At 52.3% G+C, this 18603-nt stretch carries 15 protein-coding genes and 1 riboswitch; of the genes, 6 read left to right on the top strand and 9 right to left on the bottom strand.

Annotated features, from left to right (window positions below; genetic code table 11):
* Positions 1 to 110 precede the first annotated feature (110 nt).
* On the bottom strand, positions 111 to 968 hold the full coding sequence (gene murI, locus NC856_RS13550) for a glutamate racemase (protein WP_264090955.1): 858 nt from the start codon (positions 966 to 968) through the stop codon (positions 111 to 113).
* Positions 913 to 2757, bottom strand: a complete 1845-nt coding sequence (gene btuB / locus NC856_RS13545; RefSeq protein ID WP_264090954.1) for a TonB-dependent vitamin B12 receptor BtuB — start codon at positions 2755 to 2757, stop codon at positions 913 to 915. Before btuB ends, murI begins: the two co-directional genes overlap by 56 nt.
* A 68-nt stretch (positions 2758 to 2825) precedes the next feature.
* A riboswitch (cobalamin riboswitch) is annotated at positions 2826 to 3062 on the bottom strand.
* A gap of 134 nt (positions 3063 to 3196) precedes the next feature.
* Here btuB and trmA point away from each other — a divergent pair.
* Entirely contained in the window at positions 3197 to 4300 is a 1104-nt protein-coding gene (trmA, locus tag NC856_RS13540; RefSeq protein WP_264090953.1) for a tRNA (uridine(54)-C5)-methyltransferase TrmA, read from the top strand.
* Between the two features lie 44 nt (positions 4301 to 4344).
* Here the strand turns inward: trmA and NC856_RS13535 are convergent, their stop codons facing one another.
* Positions 4345 to 4719 carry a YijD family membrane protein gene (locus NC856_RS13535; protein WP_264090952.1) on the bottom strand — a complete coding sequence of 125 codons (375 nt, stop codon included), beginning with the start codon at positions 4717 to 4719 and terminating at the stop codon, positions 4345 to 4347.
* 32 nt (positions 4720 to 4751) lie between these two features.
* On the bottom strand, positions 4752 to 5381 hold the full coding sequence (gene fabR, locus NC856_RS13530) for an HTH-type transcriptional repressor FabR (protein ID WP_264090951.1): 630 nt from the start codon (positions 5379 to 5381) through the stop codon (positions 4752 to 4754).
* Positions 5382 to 5582: 201 nt separating this feature from the next.
* Here fabR and sthA point away from each other — a divergent pair, with 201 nt between their 5' ends.
* Positions 5583 to 6983 (top strand): Si-specific NAD(P)(+) transhydrogenase, encoded by a 1401-nt coding sequence (gene sthA, locus NC856_RS13525; RefSeq protein ID WP_264090959.1) that lies wholly within the window; start codon positions 5583 to 5585, stop codon positions 6981 to 6983.
* Here sthA and oxyR read toward each other — a convergent pair.
* The 4 genes from oxyR to metB form a co-directional block, all read right to left on the bottom strand.
* Complete coding sequence (gene oxyR / locus NC856_RS13520; protein WP_264090950.1) at positions 6966 to 7883, bottom strand: DNA-binding transcriptional regulator OxyR; 918 nt, start codon at positions 7881 to 7883, stop codon at positions 6966 to 6968. The two genes, sthA and oxyR, sit on opposite strands and share 18 nt — an antisense overlap.
* 463 nt (positions 7884 to 8346) lie before the next feature.
* On the bottom strand, positions 8347 to 9243 hold the full coding sequence (gene metF, locus NC856_RS13515) for a methylenetetrahydrofolate reductase (protein WP_264090949.1): 897 nt from the start codon (positions 9241 to 9243) through the stop codon (positions 8347 to 8349).
* 244 nt (positions 9244 to 9487) lie between these two features.
* A complete protein-coding gene (locus NC856_RS13510) occupies positions 9488 to 11923 on the bottom strand; it encodes a bifunctional aspartate kinase/homoserine dehydrogenase II (protein WP_264090948.1) in 2436 nt (811 codons plus the stop codon).
* 2 nt (positions 11924 to 11925) lie between these two features.
* A complete protein-coding gene (gene metB, locus NC856_RS13505) occupies positions 11926 to 13086 on the bottom strand; it encodes a cystathionine gamma-synthase (protein WP_264090947.1) in 1161 nt (386 codons plus the stop codon).
* A gap of 187 nt (positions 13087 to 13273) precedes the next feature.
* Here metB and metJ point away from each other — a divergent pair, with 187 nt between their 5' ends.
* A complete protein-coding gene (gene metJ / locus NC856_RS13500; protein WP_264090946.1) occupies positions 13274 to 13591 on the top strand; it encodes a met regulon transcriptional regulator MetJ in 318 nt (105 codons plus the stop codon).
* Between the two features lie 126 nt (positions 13592 to 13717).
* Here the strand turns inward: metJ and rpmE are convergent, their stop codons facing one another.
* Positions 13718 to 13933, bottom strand: coding sequence for a 50S ribosomal protein L31 (rpmE, locus tag NC856_RS13495; RefSeq protein WP_264090945.1), 216 nt, complete (start codon positions 13931 to 13933; stop codon positions 13718 to 13720).
* A gap of 212 nt (positions 13934 to 14145) precedes the next feature.
* Here rpmE and priA point away from each other — a divergent pair, with 212 nt between their 5' ends.
* The 3 genes from priA to ftsN all read left to right on the top strand — a co-directional run bounded on the left by priA (position 14146) and on the right by ftsN (position 18573).
* Positions 14146 to 16344 carry a primosomal protein N' gene (priA, locus tag NC856_RS13490; protein WP_264090944.1) on the top strand — a complete coding sequence of 733 codons (2199 nt, stop codon included), beginning with the start codon at positions 14146 to 14148 and terminating at the stop codon, positions 16342 to 16344.
* A 309-nt stretch (positions 16345 to 16653) separates the two neighbouring features.
* Complete coding sequence (gene cytR / locus NC856_RS13485) at positions 16654 to 17664, top strand: DNA-binding transcriptional regulator CytR (RefSeq protein WP_404802332.1); 1011 nt, start codon at positions 16654 to 16656, stop codon at positions 17662 to 17664.
* An 81-nt stretch (positions 17665 to 17745) separates the two neighbouring features.
* Positions 17746 to 18573: a cell division protein FtsN gene (ftsN, locus tag NC856_RS13480; protein ID WP_264090942.1), complete on the top strand. Its 828-nt coding sequence runs from the start codon at positions 17746 to 17748 to the stop codon at positions 18571 to 18573.
* The last annotated feature ends 30 nt before the right edge of the window (positions 18574 to 18603 follow it).

Raw genomic sequence — 18603 nt, 5'->3', positions numbered from 1 at the left:
TAAGCCGCTGTCGCCGGGTCAGTGGTGGCGCATTATAGGCACTTATCCGCCGCTGACAAGCGCTAAATGCAAAAAAAATGTCGTTCGCCTACAATTTACCCATTAGCACGTTAAAGCGGCAGTTTTTCCAGTGAAAAGAAGCCATAACGCTGCAATATCGGCCAGAGGGTGGCAACTTTAGGGGTAATCGTCAGGCAATACACCAAGTTTTTTTCTGTTGAACAAGGTGGATTATCAAGATTGCCGACCAACCAGGCGGTTCTTCTGGCAATCGCCGCACCAGAATCCACCAGCCGCGTCCCATCGGGTAACGCCCTTTGCAGTTCTTCTGCCAGCAATGGGAAATGAGTACATCCGAGAACAACCGTATCCGGGGGCTCTGGCAAACGTAACCAGGGACGCAAAAGCTTTTGCAAATCGACCGTTAAGATCGTTTCTCCCTGCAACTTTGCTTCTGCCAATTCAACCAATTCTGACGAGCCAAGTGACAATATCTGACAATCATTTGCAAAACGGGCGATAAGCTCGTGCGTGTAAGGACGTTGCACCGTTGCGCGGGTCGCCAGCAAACCAACGACACCATTACGCGTTAGTTTCGCTGCCGGTTTAACTGCGGGAACCACGCCTACGACAGGGAAAATAAAACGCTGACGTAAGGCGGGAAGGGAAATGGTACTGGCGGTGTTACAAGCAATCACCACCAACGCCAATGGATGTCGCCGCTGAATCGCGGTAACAATCTCGACTACACGTTCAATAATAAACTGCTGCGGCTTTTCACCGTAGGGAAACGCTTCATTATCAAATGCATATATATAGTGAAGATTCGGCAACAATTGCCTGATTTCCTCATAAACAGACAGCCCGCCCACGCCGGAATCAAACACCAGAACCGTGGGACGGGATGGCAGGTCAGAAGGTATAGCTTCCGGTGAGATAGTATTCTCGCCCTGCCGTTCGGTAGCCATATGCCGTCTCATAATCTTTATCAAACAGGTTGGCGATTCTACCACGAACCGTCAGATGCGGGGTGACCGGATATGACGCGGCGAGATCGACCGTGCTATAGCTTGGGAGGCGGCGTTGTTGAGAGTTAAACATATTTGGACTGTTATCGTATCGTTTACCGTTATATTGATAAGCGATATTCATATCGATATCGAACAGAGTCCAATCAATCTGATACGAGGCTTTTTGCTTCGACCGGCGCGCCAAAACGGTATTATCCGAATCCCGTCGCGGATCCAGGTACTCCAACGTTAAGCGGTGACTAAATATGCCCGTATCAATGTTGCCCGTCCACTCAACGCCTTTTATTGTCGCCTTATCCGTATTGAAATACTTATTAGTCACATAATCGTAATCTATCAGGTTATCGATTTTGTTGCGATAAGCGGATAAACGCCATGATAGTGGGCCCGTCACCCCTTCCAGCCCGGCTTCCCATTGGGATGACTCTTCTGCTTTAATGCTTTCATTACCCCAGGTGCCGTATATCTGACCGAAAGCAGGAGCACGAAACGCGGAGCCATAAGATATGATGAGGCGATAATCCGGTATAAACATCCAACCTGCGGCTGCCTGCCAGGTGTTATGCCGATTATATTGGCTGCTATCGTCTGTACGTATCGCGCCTTCTAAAGTCACTTGCTCAAAATATTGTTGCTGAGCCGTGAGATAGAGTCCCGTATTTTCACGCGTATGACCTTGATTACTTGTACCCGGTTTGTTTTCTTCCCGACGCCAGTCAACCCCGGCACTAATCGAACCATTTATTACCGCCAGCGTATTGCCCCACAATAAGCTCCGCTGTGTAACTTCATTTAATGAGTAACCTGGCGCATAGTTACCCTTGGCGGATTCGAAGTCATAATCTTTGTACGTCTGATAACTCCCAATCAGTTGCGATGCAAAATCGTTGTTCTGGAATCGCAGACCGCCGTCAAAATTTCGGCTGTATAGCTGTCGCTGATCGCTAAATCCTGCGGAAAGCTGATCATAATCGGTCTTATTCCCATAGCCATACGAACGTACAAAACCAGATACGGAATCATTAAATTTCTGTTCAATGCTTCCCCACAGAGCCTTGCTACGAAAACCGTCATTATCGTTATCGGCTGGGGCGGATGACGTAGGGTACACATTGAAACCCTGTGTTTCTTCAAAAGAGCCAGCTAAGCTTATCGCCGTATTATCACTAATGTGCTGGCGTAGGCTGCCATCATAGATTTGATATTTATTCGAGCCAACGCCTGCCTCAAGTTTTCCGCCGTCAGTTCCTTGCTGAGTAATGATATTTATCACTCCGCCGATGGCCTCTGGGCCATAAACGGCTGAGCGAGGCCCGCGGATATACTCGATACGTTGCACCAAAGACATCGGTATCTGATTAAAATCCACACTGCCGGTAACGCCCGGCGACGCCATACGGATACCGTCAATCAAAACGAGTACATGGCTGGAATTTGTGCCACGAATGAACATCGACGCATTTTGTCCACGTCCGCCATTCTGCGCAATATCCACCCCAGGAAGTCTCCGCATCACATCAGTCAGGCTTTTAGCCTGCCAACGCTCAATATCGTCACGGGTAACGATATCCATTGGGGCGAGAACGGAGGAAACAGGTTGAGGGAAACGATTTGCCGTCACCACCAGGTTGTCAGAAGAGTCTTGAGGTGAATTATTATCTTGCGCCCAGACGGGAAAGGCCGCGACAGAAAGTACTGCCGACAGCAATATTTTGTTATTAGGCATGTCTTTAGCATCCAAACCATATATAAGGATGCCGCATTACCACGATCGATAGCACGCGATGGTCATGGTCATTGCGACGTATACCGGCAGGTCTTCGGGCTTGGATGCCGTTGTTACCATGATTAAAAATGAAGATATGCTTAATAATCATAGTGTAACAACAAAGAGCGATGACTTCCCATCTTTAAAAGACAGTGTCTGCATGAATGCTATCGCTCTGGCTTTCCCTTACCGCTGCGCGTCAGCCCCAGATTTACACTGGATTCCCTTTTAACTCGTGATACAAGGCCGGACGCACATGCTACGATCGCGTATTGCAGATGTCTAGACTGCTATTTCATTACAGGATAATAATGTAACAAAACTGGACTTCCCGGCGGGATTCCCTACAATTCCCCGCCATTAAGCTCCTTTTAGACGCCATTCGGACGAGAAAACCATGACGCCAGAAATCCTGCCTATTGAACAATATGACGACCAGCTTGCACAAAAAACTGAACGTCTGTGCGGGATGATGGCTCCTTTCAATGCCCCTTCGCCTGCGGTTTTCCGCTCGCCCGTCAGTCACTATCGGATGCGTGCGGAATTCCGCATCTGGCATGACGGCGACGAGCTCTATCACATCATGTTTGATCAACAGACCAAGCAGCGTATTCGGGTTGACCAATTTCCCGCGGCCAGTGAACTGATTAACCGTCTGATGCCCGTGCTGATCAGCGCATTACAGCCAAACCCGATCCTGCGCCGCAAGCTGTTCCAGATTGATTATTTATCCACGCTGAGCGGTGAAGTGGCGGTATCGCTGCTCTATCACCGCGCATTGGATGAAACATGGCAACAGCATGCCGGCGCGCTGCGCGATAGCCTGAACGCACAGGGCTTCCGCCTGCAACTGATTGGCCGTGCGACGAAAACCAAAATTTGCCTCGATCGTGATTACGTTGACGAATGCTTGCCTGTCGCGGGCCGGGAGCTGATTTATCGTCAGGTAGAAAACAGTTTTACCCAGCCTAATGCCGCCATGAATATCCAGATGCTGGAATGGGCGTTGGAAGCGACTCAAGGTTCAAAAGGGGATTTGCTGGAGCTTTACTGCGGCAACGGAAACTTTTCGCTGGCGCTGGCGCGAAATTTTGATCGGGTGTTGGCCACGGAAATCGCCAAGCCTTCCGTCGCGGCGGCGCAATATAACATTGCCGCAAATCAGATTGATAACGTACAGATTATTCGCATGGCGGCAGAAGAGTTTACTCAGGCGATGCAAGGCGTGCGCAAATTTAATCGCCTCGAAGGTATCGATCTGACGAGCTATCAATGTGACACCATTTTCGTCGATCCGCCGCGCAGCGGGTTGGACGCCCAGACAGTCAAACTGGTGCAAGCCTACCCGCGCATACTCTATATTTCCTGCAACCCGGAAACGCTGTGCCATAATCTGCAAACGCTGAACGAAACCCATCAAATTCGCCGTCTGGCGCTGTTTGACCAATTCCCTTATACCCATCACATGGAATGCGGCGTGTTATTGGAAAAGCGTCGGTAATTCGTTATACGCAGGCGGCGTCTGGCCGCCAGGCTTTGATGTGCCTATGGCGTGTCGATCTCTTTGGCTGGCTTTCTGGCGCGCAATTTAAGGCCAATCCAGAACACCAATGCCACGCAAAGCAGAGAAGGAACAAAGTTTGAACCGATGTCCGGGTATTCAACGCGGACAATCGCGCTGTAGATCAGCAGACCAAGTAGAAAACATGCGGCGACCAACATCGGCATGCCTTCTTGCATACTGTGATTCATATAGCGCTGGTGCAAACAGTAAACAGATAAAACCAGTGCTATCAAGGGGAAGATGGAAAATGGCACTATCGTGCTGAATAACGCCGCAAACGATCCGTTAACAGACAGGCCAGCGACTAACGCCAGGAGCAGCGTGCCTTTTTCTTGCTGAGGTTGTTGTTCTGTCATGGTTTCTCCCTTCTCATGTGTATAGGTAATACTCACGAAGCTCCGGCGCTATTGTCCTGTTCCTTTCTGTACCAATAATAGGCGCCTTTGGAAATAATTCGCAGTTGCAGCACCAGGCGTTCTTCCAGTTGCCTGCGCTGCGCCAGATCGACATCCAATGCTTCCGCCCCGGCGCTGAAAACAATGGTAACCATTGCTTCTGACTGCGCCTCCGCAAAACTGCGGGGAATGTGATTTTCGACTTCCAGATAATCCGCCAGTTCTGCGATGAAATGCTGAATCTCCCGCGCGACAGCCGCACGAAACGCGGCGGACGTCCCTGATCGCTCACGCAATAACAATCTAAAAGCGTTAGGGTTATTGCCAATAAACTCCATAAAGGTGGAGACAGAGGTTCTGATGACGCTGCCGCTTTTGGCGATGCGTTGCCGGGCCTGACGCATTAACTGACGCAGCATCAGACCGCTTTCATCCACCATCGTCAGCCCCAATTCATCCACGTCACGAAAATGGCGATAGAAAGAGGTTGGAGCAATGCCCGCTTCACGCGCGACTTCACGCAAGCTCAGGCTGGCGAAGCTGCGTTCAGCGCTTAATTGGCTAAACGCCGCCTCAATCAGGGAACGACGCGTCCGTTCTTTTTGTTGTGCTCTGACACCCATTATCCTGCCCAAATCATCTGCTCCCCTGTTCAGAAAAGCACTATAGCAAAGTTTAATCTCAGCATACTGAGACAAAGTTTGTCATATTAAAAATGTGACCATCATTTTCCATAGCAAAAACAGGGATGATTGGGATCTTTTCCCGAAAATGTTACAATCACGTTATTGTTTTGTATGAAACAGGTGGAGCCTACCATGACAATACCAAAGCAGTTCGATTATGATGCGATAGTAATCGGTTCAGGCCCCGGTGGTGAAGGCGCCGCAATGGGATTATCCAAACAGGGCGCCAAAATTGCCGTAATTGAACGGCACTATAATGTTGGCGGCGGTTGTACCCATTGGGGAACCATTCCGTCAAAAGCCCTGCGTCATGCCGTCAGCCGTATTATCGAATTCAATCAAAACCCGTTGTACAGTGATAACTCCCGCATTATCAGTTCCTCTTTCTCTGATATCCTGCGCCACGCTGATAGCGTCATTGGCCAGCAAACGCGGATGCGTCAGGGATTTTATGAACGAAATCAGTGCGAACTCTTCTCTGGCGAAGCGTGTTTTATTGATCCGCACACTATCGCCGTCCACTACCCGGACGATACGCACGACACGCTGACTGCCGCGCATATTATCATCGCCACAGGCTCCCGACCTTACCATCCGGCGGAAGTGGATTTCGCCCACCCCCGTATTTACGACAGCGACTCCATCCTGCAACTGGATCATGAACCGAAGCACGTCATTATCTACGGCGCTGGCGTTATTGGTTGCGAGTATGCCTCCATTTTCCGCGGATTGAACGTCAAGGTTGACTTGATCAACACCCGCGATCGTCTGCTGGCGTTTCTCGATCAGGAAATGTCGGATGCCCTGTCTTATCACTTCTGGAACAACGGCGTGGTTATCCGCCATAACGAAGAGTTTGAAAACATTGAAGGCGTGCCTGACGGCGTGATCATAAATCTGAAATCCGGCAAGAAGATGAAAGCCGATTGCTTGCTTTATGCCAATGGTCGTACCGGCAATACTGAAACGCTGGGGCTGGATAACATCGGTCTGAGCACCGATAGCCGCGGGCAAATAAAGGTCAACAGCATGTATCAGACCGATCTGGCGCACATTTATGCCGTGGGTGATGTCATCGGCTACCCCAGTCTGGCTTCAGCGGCTTACGATCAGGGACGCATTGCCGCCCAAGCCATCACCAAAGGTGATGCGACCGCCCATCTGATTGAAGATATTCCTACCGGAATTTACACCATTCCTGAAATCAGTTCGGTGGGTAAAACCGAACAGCAACTGACGGCGATGAAAGTGCCTTACGAGGTGGGAAGAGCGCAGTTCAAGCATCTTGCACGCGCACAAATCGTGGGAATGAATGTGGGCAGCCTGAAAATTCTGTTCCATCGTGAAACCAAACAGATTCTGGGTATCCACTGTTTTGGCGAGCGCGCGGCGGAGATTATCCATATCGGCCAGGCCATCATGGAGCAAAAAGGCGAAGGCAATACTATCGAGTATTTCGTTAATACTACCTTCAATTACCCAACGATGGCGGAAGCCTTTCGGGTCGCGGCTTTAAATGGTTTAAACCGTCTGTTTTGACAGGTTTTCCATATAATCCTGCATATGTTCGCGGATGGTATCGGCAAGTTGTTCATAACGTCCGCGCAGCGGTGAACCGGGGCGGTAAACCAGTGCGATGGTGCGCTTTGGCTCCGGTTTGTAGCAGGTCAAATAACAAACACCATCACGCTCCCGCTCATTCGGCACCGCCAGCGACGGCAGCAACGTGATCCCGCTGCCTGCCGCCACCATATTACGCAACGTTTCCAGACTGGTCGCCCGGAAATGCGTATCTTCATCTGCCCCGGCCTGAAAGCAGAATCCCATTGCCTGATCGCGTAGACAGTGTCCGTCCTCCAGCATCAACAACTTCTCACCAGCCAGATCAGACATGGCGACCCGTTCACGATTCGCCCACGGATGATCCTGATAAATCGCCAGTTTCATCGGCTCGTCGAATAAGGGTACTTCGATAAAGGCTTCAGACTCTTTCACCATGGCCAATATAGCGCAATCCAGTTTGCCGCTATCCAGTTGTGCTAACAGTTGGTGAGTTTGCGCTTCATGCAGGTACATTTCGAGCTTGGGAAATGTGTGGTGCAACATCGGGATGACTTGCGGCAGCAGATAAGGTCCGAGCGTCGGGATTAAACCGATATGCAAAGGACCTGACATTGTTTCCCCTTGCTGGCTTGCCATTTCTTTCAATACCTTTACTTCACGTAGAACGGTGCGCGCCTGTTCGACTAAGAGTAGCCCTGCCTGAGTAAACAATACCTTCCGACTGGTTCGCTCCAGCAACATGACGCCGAGTTCATCTTCAAGCTTACGAATTTGTCCACTGAGTGTTGGCTGACTAACGTGGCAAGAGTCCGCAGCGCGCCGAAAATGGCGATGCTCCGCCAGCGCTACAAGATACTCTAAATCCCGAATATTCATTTATTATTCTCCTTATCACGATAGCAAATGGCGATAGATAGCATAGCAATGAACGTTCATTCCTATCAACAGGCAAATAAATAGTATCGCTCATCGCAACATACCCATTTATTTCGTCACAAATAAAACAATTTCATCATTACGAGATTAAGCCATATTTACCAGAGGCTTTTATACCAACTTGCCTCGCTATAATGAGCCAGCTAATGTATTCAAGCAATTTGACGTTTATAGCATTTTGTGCCTTTCGTGCCTGATCCTCTTGTTAAGAACGTCAGGAAAGCAGCTCATCACACCGACAACGTCATTGCGGACGGTAATAATGCATTGACTAACGATATAAATATTGGCGGGAAATATCGAACGAGGGTTGGGTCATCATGATGGAAGAGGGTGATTGCGGCCCAAGCTGCAAGCCTGAACTCACAGGATGCTTGAGCACCCTGTGTCTGGAGTGAATCATTTATAATGTAACCGCCGGACGGACGCCCAACGTATGGCAAATTGCATAGCTTAATTCAGCGCGATTCAACGTATAGAAGTGGAAATCCTTCACCCCTTCACGACTCAGGATTTTCACCATGTCCATCGCAATGGAAGCGCCCACCATTTTGCGGGTTTCCGGGTCATTATCCAGCCCTTCGAACATGGCCGTCATCCAGTTCGGCACACGAACATTTGTCATGGTGGCAAAACGCTGTAATTGCCTGAAGTTGGAGACGGGCAGAATACCCGGAACAATTTCCACATCGATCCCCGTCGCCACACAGCGATCGCGAAAACGCAGATAGCTTTCCACATCAAAAAAGAACTGGGTAATTGCACGATTCGCACCAGCGTCAATCTTGTGTTTCAGATTGATCAGATCAGCTTGCGCGCTTTTCGCTTCTGGATGCACTTCAGGATAGGCGGCGACAGAAATATCAAAGTCACCCACTTCTTTGAGCAATGTTACCAGATCGGCGGCGTACATTTCCGGCTTGCCGCCGCACGGCGGTAAATCGCCGCGAAGCGCCACAATATGACGAATACCGCTCTGCCAGTAATCCTGAGCGATTTCACGTAACTGTTCACGGGAAGCATCAATGCAGGTGAGATGCGGAGCCGCTTCCAGACCGGTGCGCTCTTTAATGCTTTTGATGATACTGTGAGTACGATCACGTTCGCCGGAGTTGGCGCCATAGGTCACGGAAACAAACTTCGGCTTCAAATTGCTCAGACGGTCAATAGAATTCCACAGAGTGTCTTCCATATCGCTGGTACGCGGCGGAAAAAATTCAAATGAAACATTAATCTGTCCCTGCAATTCCGCCAGGCTTTGATTCAGCGCTTCCCGCTGGTTTGCGTGAAAAAAACTCATACCTGCCACCCCATTCGCCGTTACTGTTATTATCATCGATATAAACGTCTATACGTTTAGACGTCTATATAGAAAATGACGTAATCCACGTCAAGAGTCAACGCTTTTAACCAGCTTATGTGGTGATGATTACTCAAGCCACATGAAGAAAATTCAACATGTGGTTCTGGAGAAAAAAGGAGGAAGAAAAATGGAGCAAAATGCGCAGAACATCGCTTCTGCGCACGGGCAAGGCAGAGTCCCTTCAGAGCAGCTGCGCCAGACGGTTTAAATCTGACTGAATAGCGCCGGCAGTAACATCTCGCCCCGCGCCTGGGCCACGGATCACCAGGGGATTATCCCGATACCAGCGGCTTTCGATGGCAAACACATTGTCGCCTGGCAACAACGAGGCCAGTGGATGATCGGGCCGGACCGCCTCGACGCCGACACGCGCTTTACCATTGCTGTCAAAGCGCGCAACGTGCCGCAGCACCAATCCCATCTCCTGAGCGGCTTCCAGACGCTGTATCATCTGTTCGTTAAGCGATTCACCATTCTCGAAGAAGTAGTCGACCGATCCTTCCTCACAGCCTGGCGGCACCAGCGATTCCACTCGGACCTGACTGGGTTCTATTTCATATCCGGCTTCACGAGCCAGAATCACCAGCTTGCGCATCACATCCTGCCCGGACAGATCCACACGCGGATCCGGTTCGGTCAGCCCCTGCTGACATGCCTGATCCACCAGTTCGATAAACGGCACTGAACCATCGAACTGTAGGAATAACCAGGAAAGCGTGCCGGAGAAAATACCGCTAATGGCAAGGATCGTGTCGCCGCTTTCACGCAGATCGCGCACGGCGAAATTCACCGGCAACCCCGCCCCGACCGTCGCGTTATACAGCCAGTAACGGCCCGTTTTGGCAAATGCATCCCGAATCTGGCGATAGTTATTGCCACCGGACGCGCCAGCCAGTTTGTTCGCGCTGATAACGTGAAAACCATAGCTGGCGAAATCAAGATACAGATCGGCGACCGATTCGCTGGCGGTCATATCAAGCACCACCAAATCGTCAAACGGATGCGCGCGCATCCACAGGAACAGATCTTCTCCGTCCCGCTCCTGCGCTTCGTTCTCAAAAAAGGCCAATACCCGGCTGGCATCCAGACCATCGTAACTCAGCAAACTTCGGCTACTGTCCACCACGCCCGCCAGCACAAATTCAAAACCGGTGCGGGCAGAGAGAGGACGTTGATCACGGGCAAACAGTTCAAGCCAGCGGGAACCGATATTCCCTTTACCAAACAGTACCAGACCGATACGTTTTTCCGCACGGAACAGAGAATGATGCAGGCCGCGGATCAGATGTTCCGTCGGCCCGATGCGCAGCACTGCGACCAGACTGATCCCATCTTCCGATTGCCAGATAAACTCGATAGGCTGATCTTTCATCTGTTGATAAAAGCGATGGCTATGCAGCGGATTCTTGCTCACGCCCGCCCCGACCATCGCTACCAGCACCAGCCCTTCCCGCTTGTGTAATTGAACAGGCAGCGCCGCCTGTTCCAGCCGCGTCCAGGCGCTGTACACCACTTCAGAGGTATAACAGAGTTGCAGCAGGTTACGATCCTGATGAATTCCCGTCGCCAGCGGTTTCAACTGATCCCGATTCAGTAACTGTTCAATTTCCCGCTGTACCAAAGAAAAATCATGTTCCGGCGGCACCTGAATGTCTATCAGGCAGACATCATCATGGCTGGTGACGATCTTGGCGCCAGTCCCCGAAGCCAGTACGCGCTCAATACGCGTTGAGCCCTGCTCCGGCTGATAACTGCAACGCAATTGTAAGTCGATATCACTGCCGGAAACGGGTTGCAGCGTGCGCGTATGCAGCACAGGCGCAGCCAGTCGCGCCAGTTCGCTGGCTTCATCCAGGCGCAACAGCGGCAGCAGACAGGCATCCTTTACTTTGCGCGGATCAGCACTATAGACGCCAGCGACGTCACTCCAGATCGTCACCCGCTCCACGCCTGCCAGCGCCCCAATTTGCGTCGCAGAATAGTCACTGCCGTTGCGCCCCAGCAACACTGTTTCACCGGCGTCATTACGGCAGATAAATCCGGTCACGACCACACGGTGTCCCGCATGCTGCGTCAGGCATTGTTGCAACAGCGGCCAGGAGCGCCCCTCATCCACCTGAGGTTGCGCCGCTCGCTCTGCCCGCAGAAAATCACGCGCATCCAGCCAGGACGCCTGCATATCCAGATGATTAAGCACGGCTGCCATCAAACGGGCAGACCAGATCTCGCCGTGCCCCACTACTTCGGCGTATACGGCATCGGTAATTTTTCCATCCAGCAGCGCCGCCAAACTCTCCAGATCGCGGATAAACTGGGAAATCAACGGCTCCGCCATTTCGGGGGGAAGCAACCCGGTGATCAGATCGCGCTGATAGCGACGTAACGCCTGCTGAACCTGATGGGCGGAAAGACGATCGCTCTGGCTCAGTTTTAACCAGCTAATCAATTGGTTAGTCGTACCGCCCGCCGCGGAAACCACCATCAAATCGCCAGGATGACTGTACTCAGCCATGATGCCGGCCACACGCTGGTAACATTTCACATCCGCCAGACTGCTGCCGCCAAATTTATGCAATTGTCGGCCTGTTACCGACGCCGCTATGCTTAATGCACTCATTCTTACCTCTTCGTCGCAGCCTGAAATGCACGATCAAGATCGGCAACAAGGTCATCACCGTCTTCAATGCCGGTTGAAATACGCAGTAATGTTTCAGCGATCCCGGCGGCGGCGCGCGCTTCGGGCGCCATGCCAGCGTGGGTCATGGTGGCGGCGTGGGAAATCAGGCTCTCCACTCCACCCAGCGATTCCGCCAGCGTAAACAATTCCAACGCTTCCAGAAACCGTCGTAATGTCTCTTCGTCACCATCCAGTTCAAAGCTTAGCATGGCGCCAAACCCGGATTGCTGACGGCAAGCAATCTCATGACCGGGATTCTGCGGTAATGAAGGGTGATACAGTTTTTTCACCAGCGGCTGTTGTTGCAGATACTCCACCAGTTGCAACGCATTGCGTTGCGCGGCAGCCATACGCGGCGCCAGCGTGCGCAGCCCGCGCAACAGCAGGTAGCTGTCAAACGCGGCGCCCGTTACGCCAATGTTGTTGGCCCACCAAGCCAGTTCGGTCACGATTTCAGGATCGTTGGCGATCACCGCGCCCGCCACCACATCGGAGTGGCCATTCAGGTATTTCGTACAGGAATGGATAACCAGATCCGCGCCCAATGCCAGCGGTTGTTGTAACGCGGGGCTCAGGAAAGTGTTATCCACCACGCTGATGGCGCCCGCCGTGCGAACGGCGCGACAAATCGCCGCGATATCGACCACGCGCAGTAAAGGATTGCTGGGGCTTTCCACCAGCACCAATTTGGGTTTCTCTTCCAGCGCCGCCTTGAGCGCCGCGTCATCGCCTTGATCGACAAACTTCACGCGAAACGCGCCGCGCTTACTCAGGCTGTCAAACAGGCGATAGCTACCGCCGTAACAGTCGTGCGGCGCGACCAATACATCCCCCGGACGCAGAAACACCGTGCAAACCAGCATAATGGCCGACATTCCGCTGCTGGTCATCACCGCGCCCGCCCCACCTTCCAGTTCAGCCAGCGCATGCTGCACGACATCACGCGTCGGGTTACCGCGACGTGAATAATCATGGACTCTTGGCTGGTTGAAGCCGATAAAATTATAGGTGCTGGAAAGATGAATGGGCGGGACGACACAGCCGTATTGCTCGTCATTATTTAACCCGCTGCGAACTGCGATCGTTGCCTGTTTACGCGTCATCGGTTTTTTCCTGGCTGGAGGCTGAAACATGAGAAAGTAAAGAGTAAACCCAGTTTTAATAGACGTCAATACATCTAGACTTCTAAACTTCTTTGCGTATAGATTGAGCATAAGCGTAATAACCGCTAGAATCGTGGTATTTCATGACAGATGCTGTCTTCATTACGATTAATTTTTAAGGTATCCCATGGCTGAGTGGAACGGCGAGTATGTCAGCCCTTATGCTGAACACGGTAAAAAAAGCGAACAGGTTAAAAAGATCACGGTGTCTATCCCGCTGAAAGTTCTGAAGATATTGACGGATGAGCGAACCAGACGCCAGGTCAACAACCTGCGACACGCAACAAACAGCGAACTCTTGTGCGAGGCCTTTTTGCATGCCTTCACCGGACAGCCTTTGCCAAATGATGAAGATTTACGTAAGGAGCGCTGTGATGAGATCCCGGAAGCGGCGAAAATCATCATGCGGGAAATGGGGATAGACCCCGATACCTGGGAGTATTAAGCGACGCATTTCACGCTTTCCCGATATTCGCGCATTAACCATATGTCCAGATTGGAAATGAGATATCAGAAACGACAAGGGCGCCCGCAGGCGCCCTTGTTTGCTTTTACCGCTAACCGGAATAACTTATTTTTTGCTGCCCGGCACGCTGAAACGCTTGTTGAAGCGCTCGACACGACCACCAGTATCAACAACACGTTGTTTACCGGTGTAGAACGGGTGGCAAGCGCCACAAACGTCCAGGCTCAGGTCACGACCCACAGTGGAATGGGTTTTGATAACATTACCGCAAGAGCAAGTTGCCGTAATTTCGACGTAATTCGGGTGAATACCTTTTTTCATGGGAAACCTCTGTTAAGGCCGTGTCGCTATCCAGCCCTGTTCCGCCAGACACCACACGAAAGTTGAGTAAATGAGTTCATCATGCAAACAGCATAATGGCGGCGGATCATACAGAAACAGACAACCTGATGCAATCGCATCCACACAATATCGTTCACAGCATGTACACTAGCGGCTTACTTTCTTTCACGCCAGATCCAACCGGAGATGTCATGTCTGTCGCCCAGGTCGCATTGCCCGTGCCATTGGCCCGTACATTCGATTATTTGTTCCCCGCTGACGGCATTCAGCCGCAAGTCGGCGTGCGCGTCAGCGTGTCCTTTGGCAATCGCAAGGCAATTGGCATCGTTACCGCATTAAGCGAAGCAAGCGAACTGCCGCTGGATCAATTGAAACCCATCCATGCCGTCCTGGACGATCAGCCTTTATTTCCCGACAGCCTGTGGCGCATTTTACGCTGGGCGGTAGATTATTATCACTATCCCATCGGCGAAGTGCTGTTCCACGCCTTGCCAATCTTACTCCGTCAGGGAAAACCGGCCCACCGCGCTCCACTCTGGCAATGGTTTGCCACCGAACGGGGACGGGCCACCCCGTTGAGTTCGTTAAAGCGAGCGCCCAAACAGCAGCAGGCGTTGGCCGCGTTACTTCAGGCGCCGATGTACCGCCATCAGATCAACGCAACCGAATTAACGGAAACCGCATTTCAGGCGTTGCGCAGTAAAGGCTTATGCGATCTGAAAGCCAGCGAACAGGTTTTCCATGACTGGCGTAAATGTTTCAGTACCGCAACAGATCGTCTGCGACTGAACACCGAACAGGCTACCGCGGTTGGCGCCATTCGTAGTGAAGATAATCATTTTTCCGCCTGGCTACTGGCCGGCATCACCGGTTCAGGCAAAACGGAAGTATATCTGAGCGTCCTGGAAAATGTGCTGGCGCAGGGAAAACAGGCGCTGGTGCTGGTGCCGGAAATCGGTCTGACGCCGCAGACGATCGCCCGCTTTCGTGAGCGTTTCAACGCTCCCGTCGATGTGCTGCATTCCGCTCTGAATGACAGTGAACGACTGGCGGTGTGGTTGCGCGCCCGCAGCGGCGAAGCGGCGATCGTCATCGGCACGCGTTCAGCCCTGTTTACCCCATTCGCCAGACTGGGATTGATCGTGATTGATGAAGAGCACGACGGCTCCTACAAACAGCAGGAGGGCTGGCGCTATCATGCCCGCGATCTGGCGGTGTTCCGCGCCAGAGAAGAAGATATCCCTATCGTCATGGGTACTGCGACGCCTGCGCTGGAAACGCTCTATAACGTACAGATTGGCAAATATCGTCAGTTAACACTGACTAAACGTCCCGGCAATGCGATGCTGGCCCGCCAGCACGTTCTCGACCTAAAGGGGCTGCCGCTCACCAGCGGATTGTCGCAACCGCTCATTACCCGCATCCGACACCACCTGGCGCAGAATAATCAGGTGATTCTGTTCCTTAACCGCCGTGGCTTCGCACCGGTGGTGATGTGCCATGAATGCGGCTGGATTGCCGAATGTCAGCGCTGCGATCACTATTATACCTTGCATCAACACCAGAAAATGCTGCGCTGCCATCATTGCGACAGCCAGCGCCCGATACCGCATCAGTGTCCCGGCTGCGGCTCCACCAACCTGGCGCCTGTCGGTCTGGGGACAGAGCAGTTGGAGCAGAACCTGACGCCGTTATTTCCCGATACGCCCATCACCCGTATCGACCGGGACACCACCAGTCGCAAAGGCGCGCTCGAACATCAGTTATCACAGGTGAAGCAAAGCGGCGCACGCATTCTGATCGGCACCCAAATGCTGGCGAAAGGCCACCATTTTCCTGATGTCACGCTGGTTGCTCTGCTGGATGTGGATAGTTCCCTGTTCTCTGCGGATTTCCGCGCCGCCGAGCGCTTCGCCCAACTCTATACCCAGATATCAGGTCGGGCTGGCCGCGCCGGTAAAGCGGGAGAAGTGGTATTGCAGACGCATCACCCGGAGCACCCTTTACTGCAAACACTGCTGCAACAGGGCTATGACGCCTTTGCCAGCCAGACGTTGAAAGAACGCAAAAGCGTTTTTCTGCCGCCGTTCACCAACCATATTCTGTTTCGCGCCGACGATCATGATAACCAGCAGGCCGCGCTCTTTCTGCAACAGTTGCGCAATCTGTTGGAGGCCAGTCCGCTGCGGGATGAATCACTCTGGCTGCTGGGACCGGTTCCCGCACTGCAACCTAAACGGGCAGGCCGCTTCCGTTGGCAGTTGTTGTTGCAGCATCCATCCCGGACGGTATTGCAACGGCTGATCAAAACCTCGATGACGCTGATCAATACGCTGCCGCAAGCGCGCAAAGTGAAGTGGGTGCTGGATGTCGACCCCACGGACGGCTAACCCTTTCATAGTTTGGCGCCCTATGACAATTTATTGCGAACCGCATCGGAAAATCACGACTCATCATATTTTCCATGCAAATTAAGCAACAAAAGTTGCATTCAATCTGTTAAGAATACGCCTGAGGACGGTATGCTGAGAAACATTGCGATACAAAATACGACAACGCCCCAGCACTGTCATTCAGCCTCGGCGAATCAGCCATGACAGTCTGAAAGGGGAAAGCAATAATCCAGGCCGAAAGCGCCAGTTCAGGCTGACGCGAGGAGAAAAGCGTTGGAACAGAAGAAAGACGTCGCTACCGCGACGATGAAGGACGTGGCGGATGAGGCCGGTGTCTCCACCGCCACGGTTTCCCGCACGTTGATGAACCCGGAAAAGGTATCCGCAACGACACGAAAAAAAGTCGAACAAGCGGTTATTGCTGTAGGATACTCGCCCCATGCGCTGGCCAGAAATCTCAGGCGCAATGAATCGCGAACCATTCTGACCATCGTGCCGGATATCTGCGATCCTTACTTTTCTGAAATATTCAGAGGAATTGAAGAAACCGCGGCACAGCATGGTTATCTGGTGCTGATTGGCGACTGCGCTCATCAACGTCAGAAAGAAAAAACCTTTATTGATTTAATCATCACCAAGCAAATTGACGGCATGCTGCTGTTGGGTTCAGACTTGCCGTTCGATGCCGGAAAAGAAGAACAGCGCAATCTGCCGCCGATGGTCATGGCGAATGAGTTCGCGCCGGAACTGGAATTGCCGACGGTGCATATCGATAACCTGACCGCCGCATTTGAAGCCGTACACTATTTACATCAACTCGGTCATCAACGCATCGCCTGCATTGCCGGTCCCGAAAACATGCCCTTGAGCCAGTACCGGCTTCAGGGTTATGTGCAAGCGCTGCGCCGCAGCGGTATTAGCATCGATAATCAGTACATCATCCGCGGTGATTTCACGTATGAAACCGGGCTAAACGGTCTGATTACGTTGATGAAACACCCGCTGCCGCCCAGTGCGATTTTTTGCCATAGCGACATCATGGCGCTGGGGGTACTCTCACAGGCTAAAAAGATGGGGCTGGATATACCACGCGATATTTCAGTGGTGGGTTTTGACGACATCGAGCAGGCCAAATATTGTTGGCCGCCGCTGACCACCGTGGCGCAACCACGTTATCAGATCGGACGCGAGGCGATGCTGCTACTATTGGAGCAGCTACACGGTCATACCGTGCACAGCGGTTCACGGCTTCTGGCCAGTACATTGGTAATACGGGAAAGCTCGGCGGCCCTGAATTATTCACGCAACAGGCTTTAAGAATTCAGGTGCTGGTCAAATATTTTAAGGTTCAGTAACATGACACCTTAATCATCTTATTCAATTCACAGCGAAACGACAGTGGCACAAAGAGACTATGTCAGCCGGGGCCGTTCAGGTACGCGCCGCAAAAAGACAACCAGCCGAAGAAAAAGCAACGCTTCAGGAACGTCCAAAATCATGGTGGCGCTGGCGGCCGCTGTTTTGGTCACCTTTGCCGGCGGGCTGTATTTCATCGCTCACAATAAACCAGATGAGTCGCCGGTTCTGCCACATCAAAATGCTGCGGGCAAAGGCAGCGGATTACCGCCCAAGCCAGAAGAACGCTGGCGTTATATCAAGGAACTGGAGAACCGTCAGTTGGGCGTGACGTCGCCTACCGAGCCCTCTGCCGGCGGAGAAATTCAGTCACCGGTGCAGTTGACGGACGAACAGCGCCAGTTGCTGGAACAAATGCAGTCGGATATGCGCCGTCAGCCGACACAGCTTTCGGAAGTGCCGTATAACGACCAGACTCAAGTCCCGCGCACACAAGTGACGATCAAACCACCGACGCAGCAAGCGCCAGCGACCACCACGTCCCCGCCTGCCGTTACCGCGACGCCAGCCGCGCCAAAACAGGAAACGGCGCAGCAGGCGCCGATTAAACCGTCTCCAACGCCAAAGCAGGAACAAGAGAAAGCACAGCGTTGGGTCGTTCAATGCGGTTCATTCAAAACCATGGAACCCGCCGAATCAGTGAGAGCGCAACTGGCTTTTGCCGGTATCGAAAGCCGCATCACCTCTAACGGCGGCTGGAACCGCATCATGCTGGGACCGTACAATAACCGCGCCGCGGCGGACAGCATGCTGCAACGACTCAAAGGCGCGGGCGCGTCAAACTGTATCCCGCTCGCCAGCGGGGGTTGAAAAACCCCACGCCTTCCCCCATCTATAAAT

It is taken from the genome of Brenneria izbisi (assembly GCF_025840185.1).
Classification (GTDB): domain Bacteria; phylum Pseudomonadota; class Gammaproteobacteria; order Enterobacterales; family Enterobacteriaceae; genus Brenneria; species Brenneria izbisi.
The sequence above is the reverse complement of the archived record's forward strand: the minus strand, read 5'-3'. Positions and strand labels throughout refer to the sequence as shown.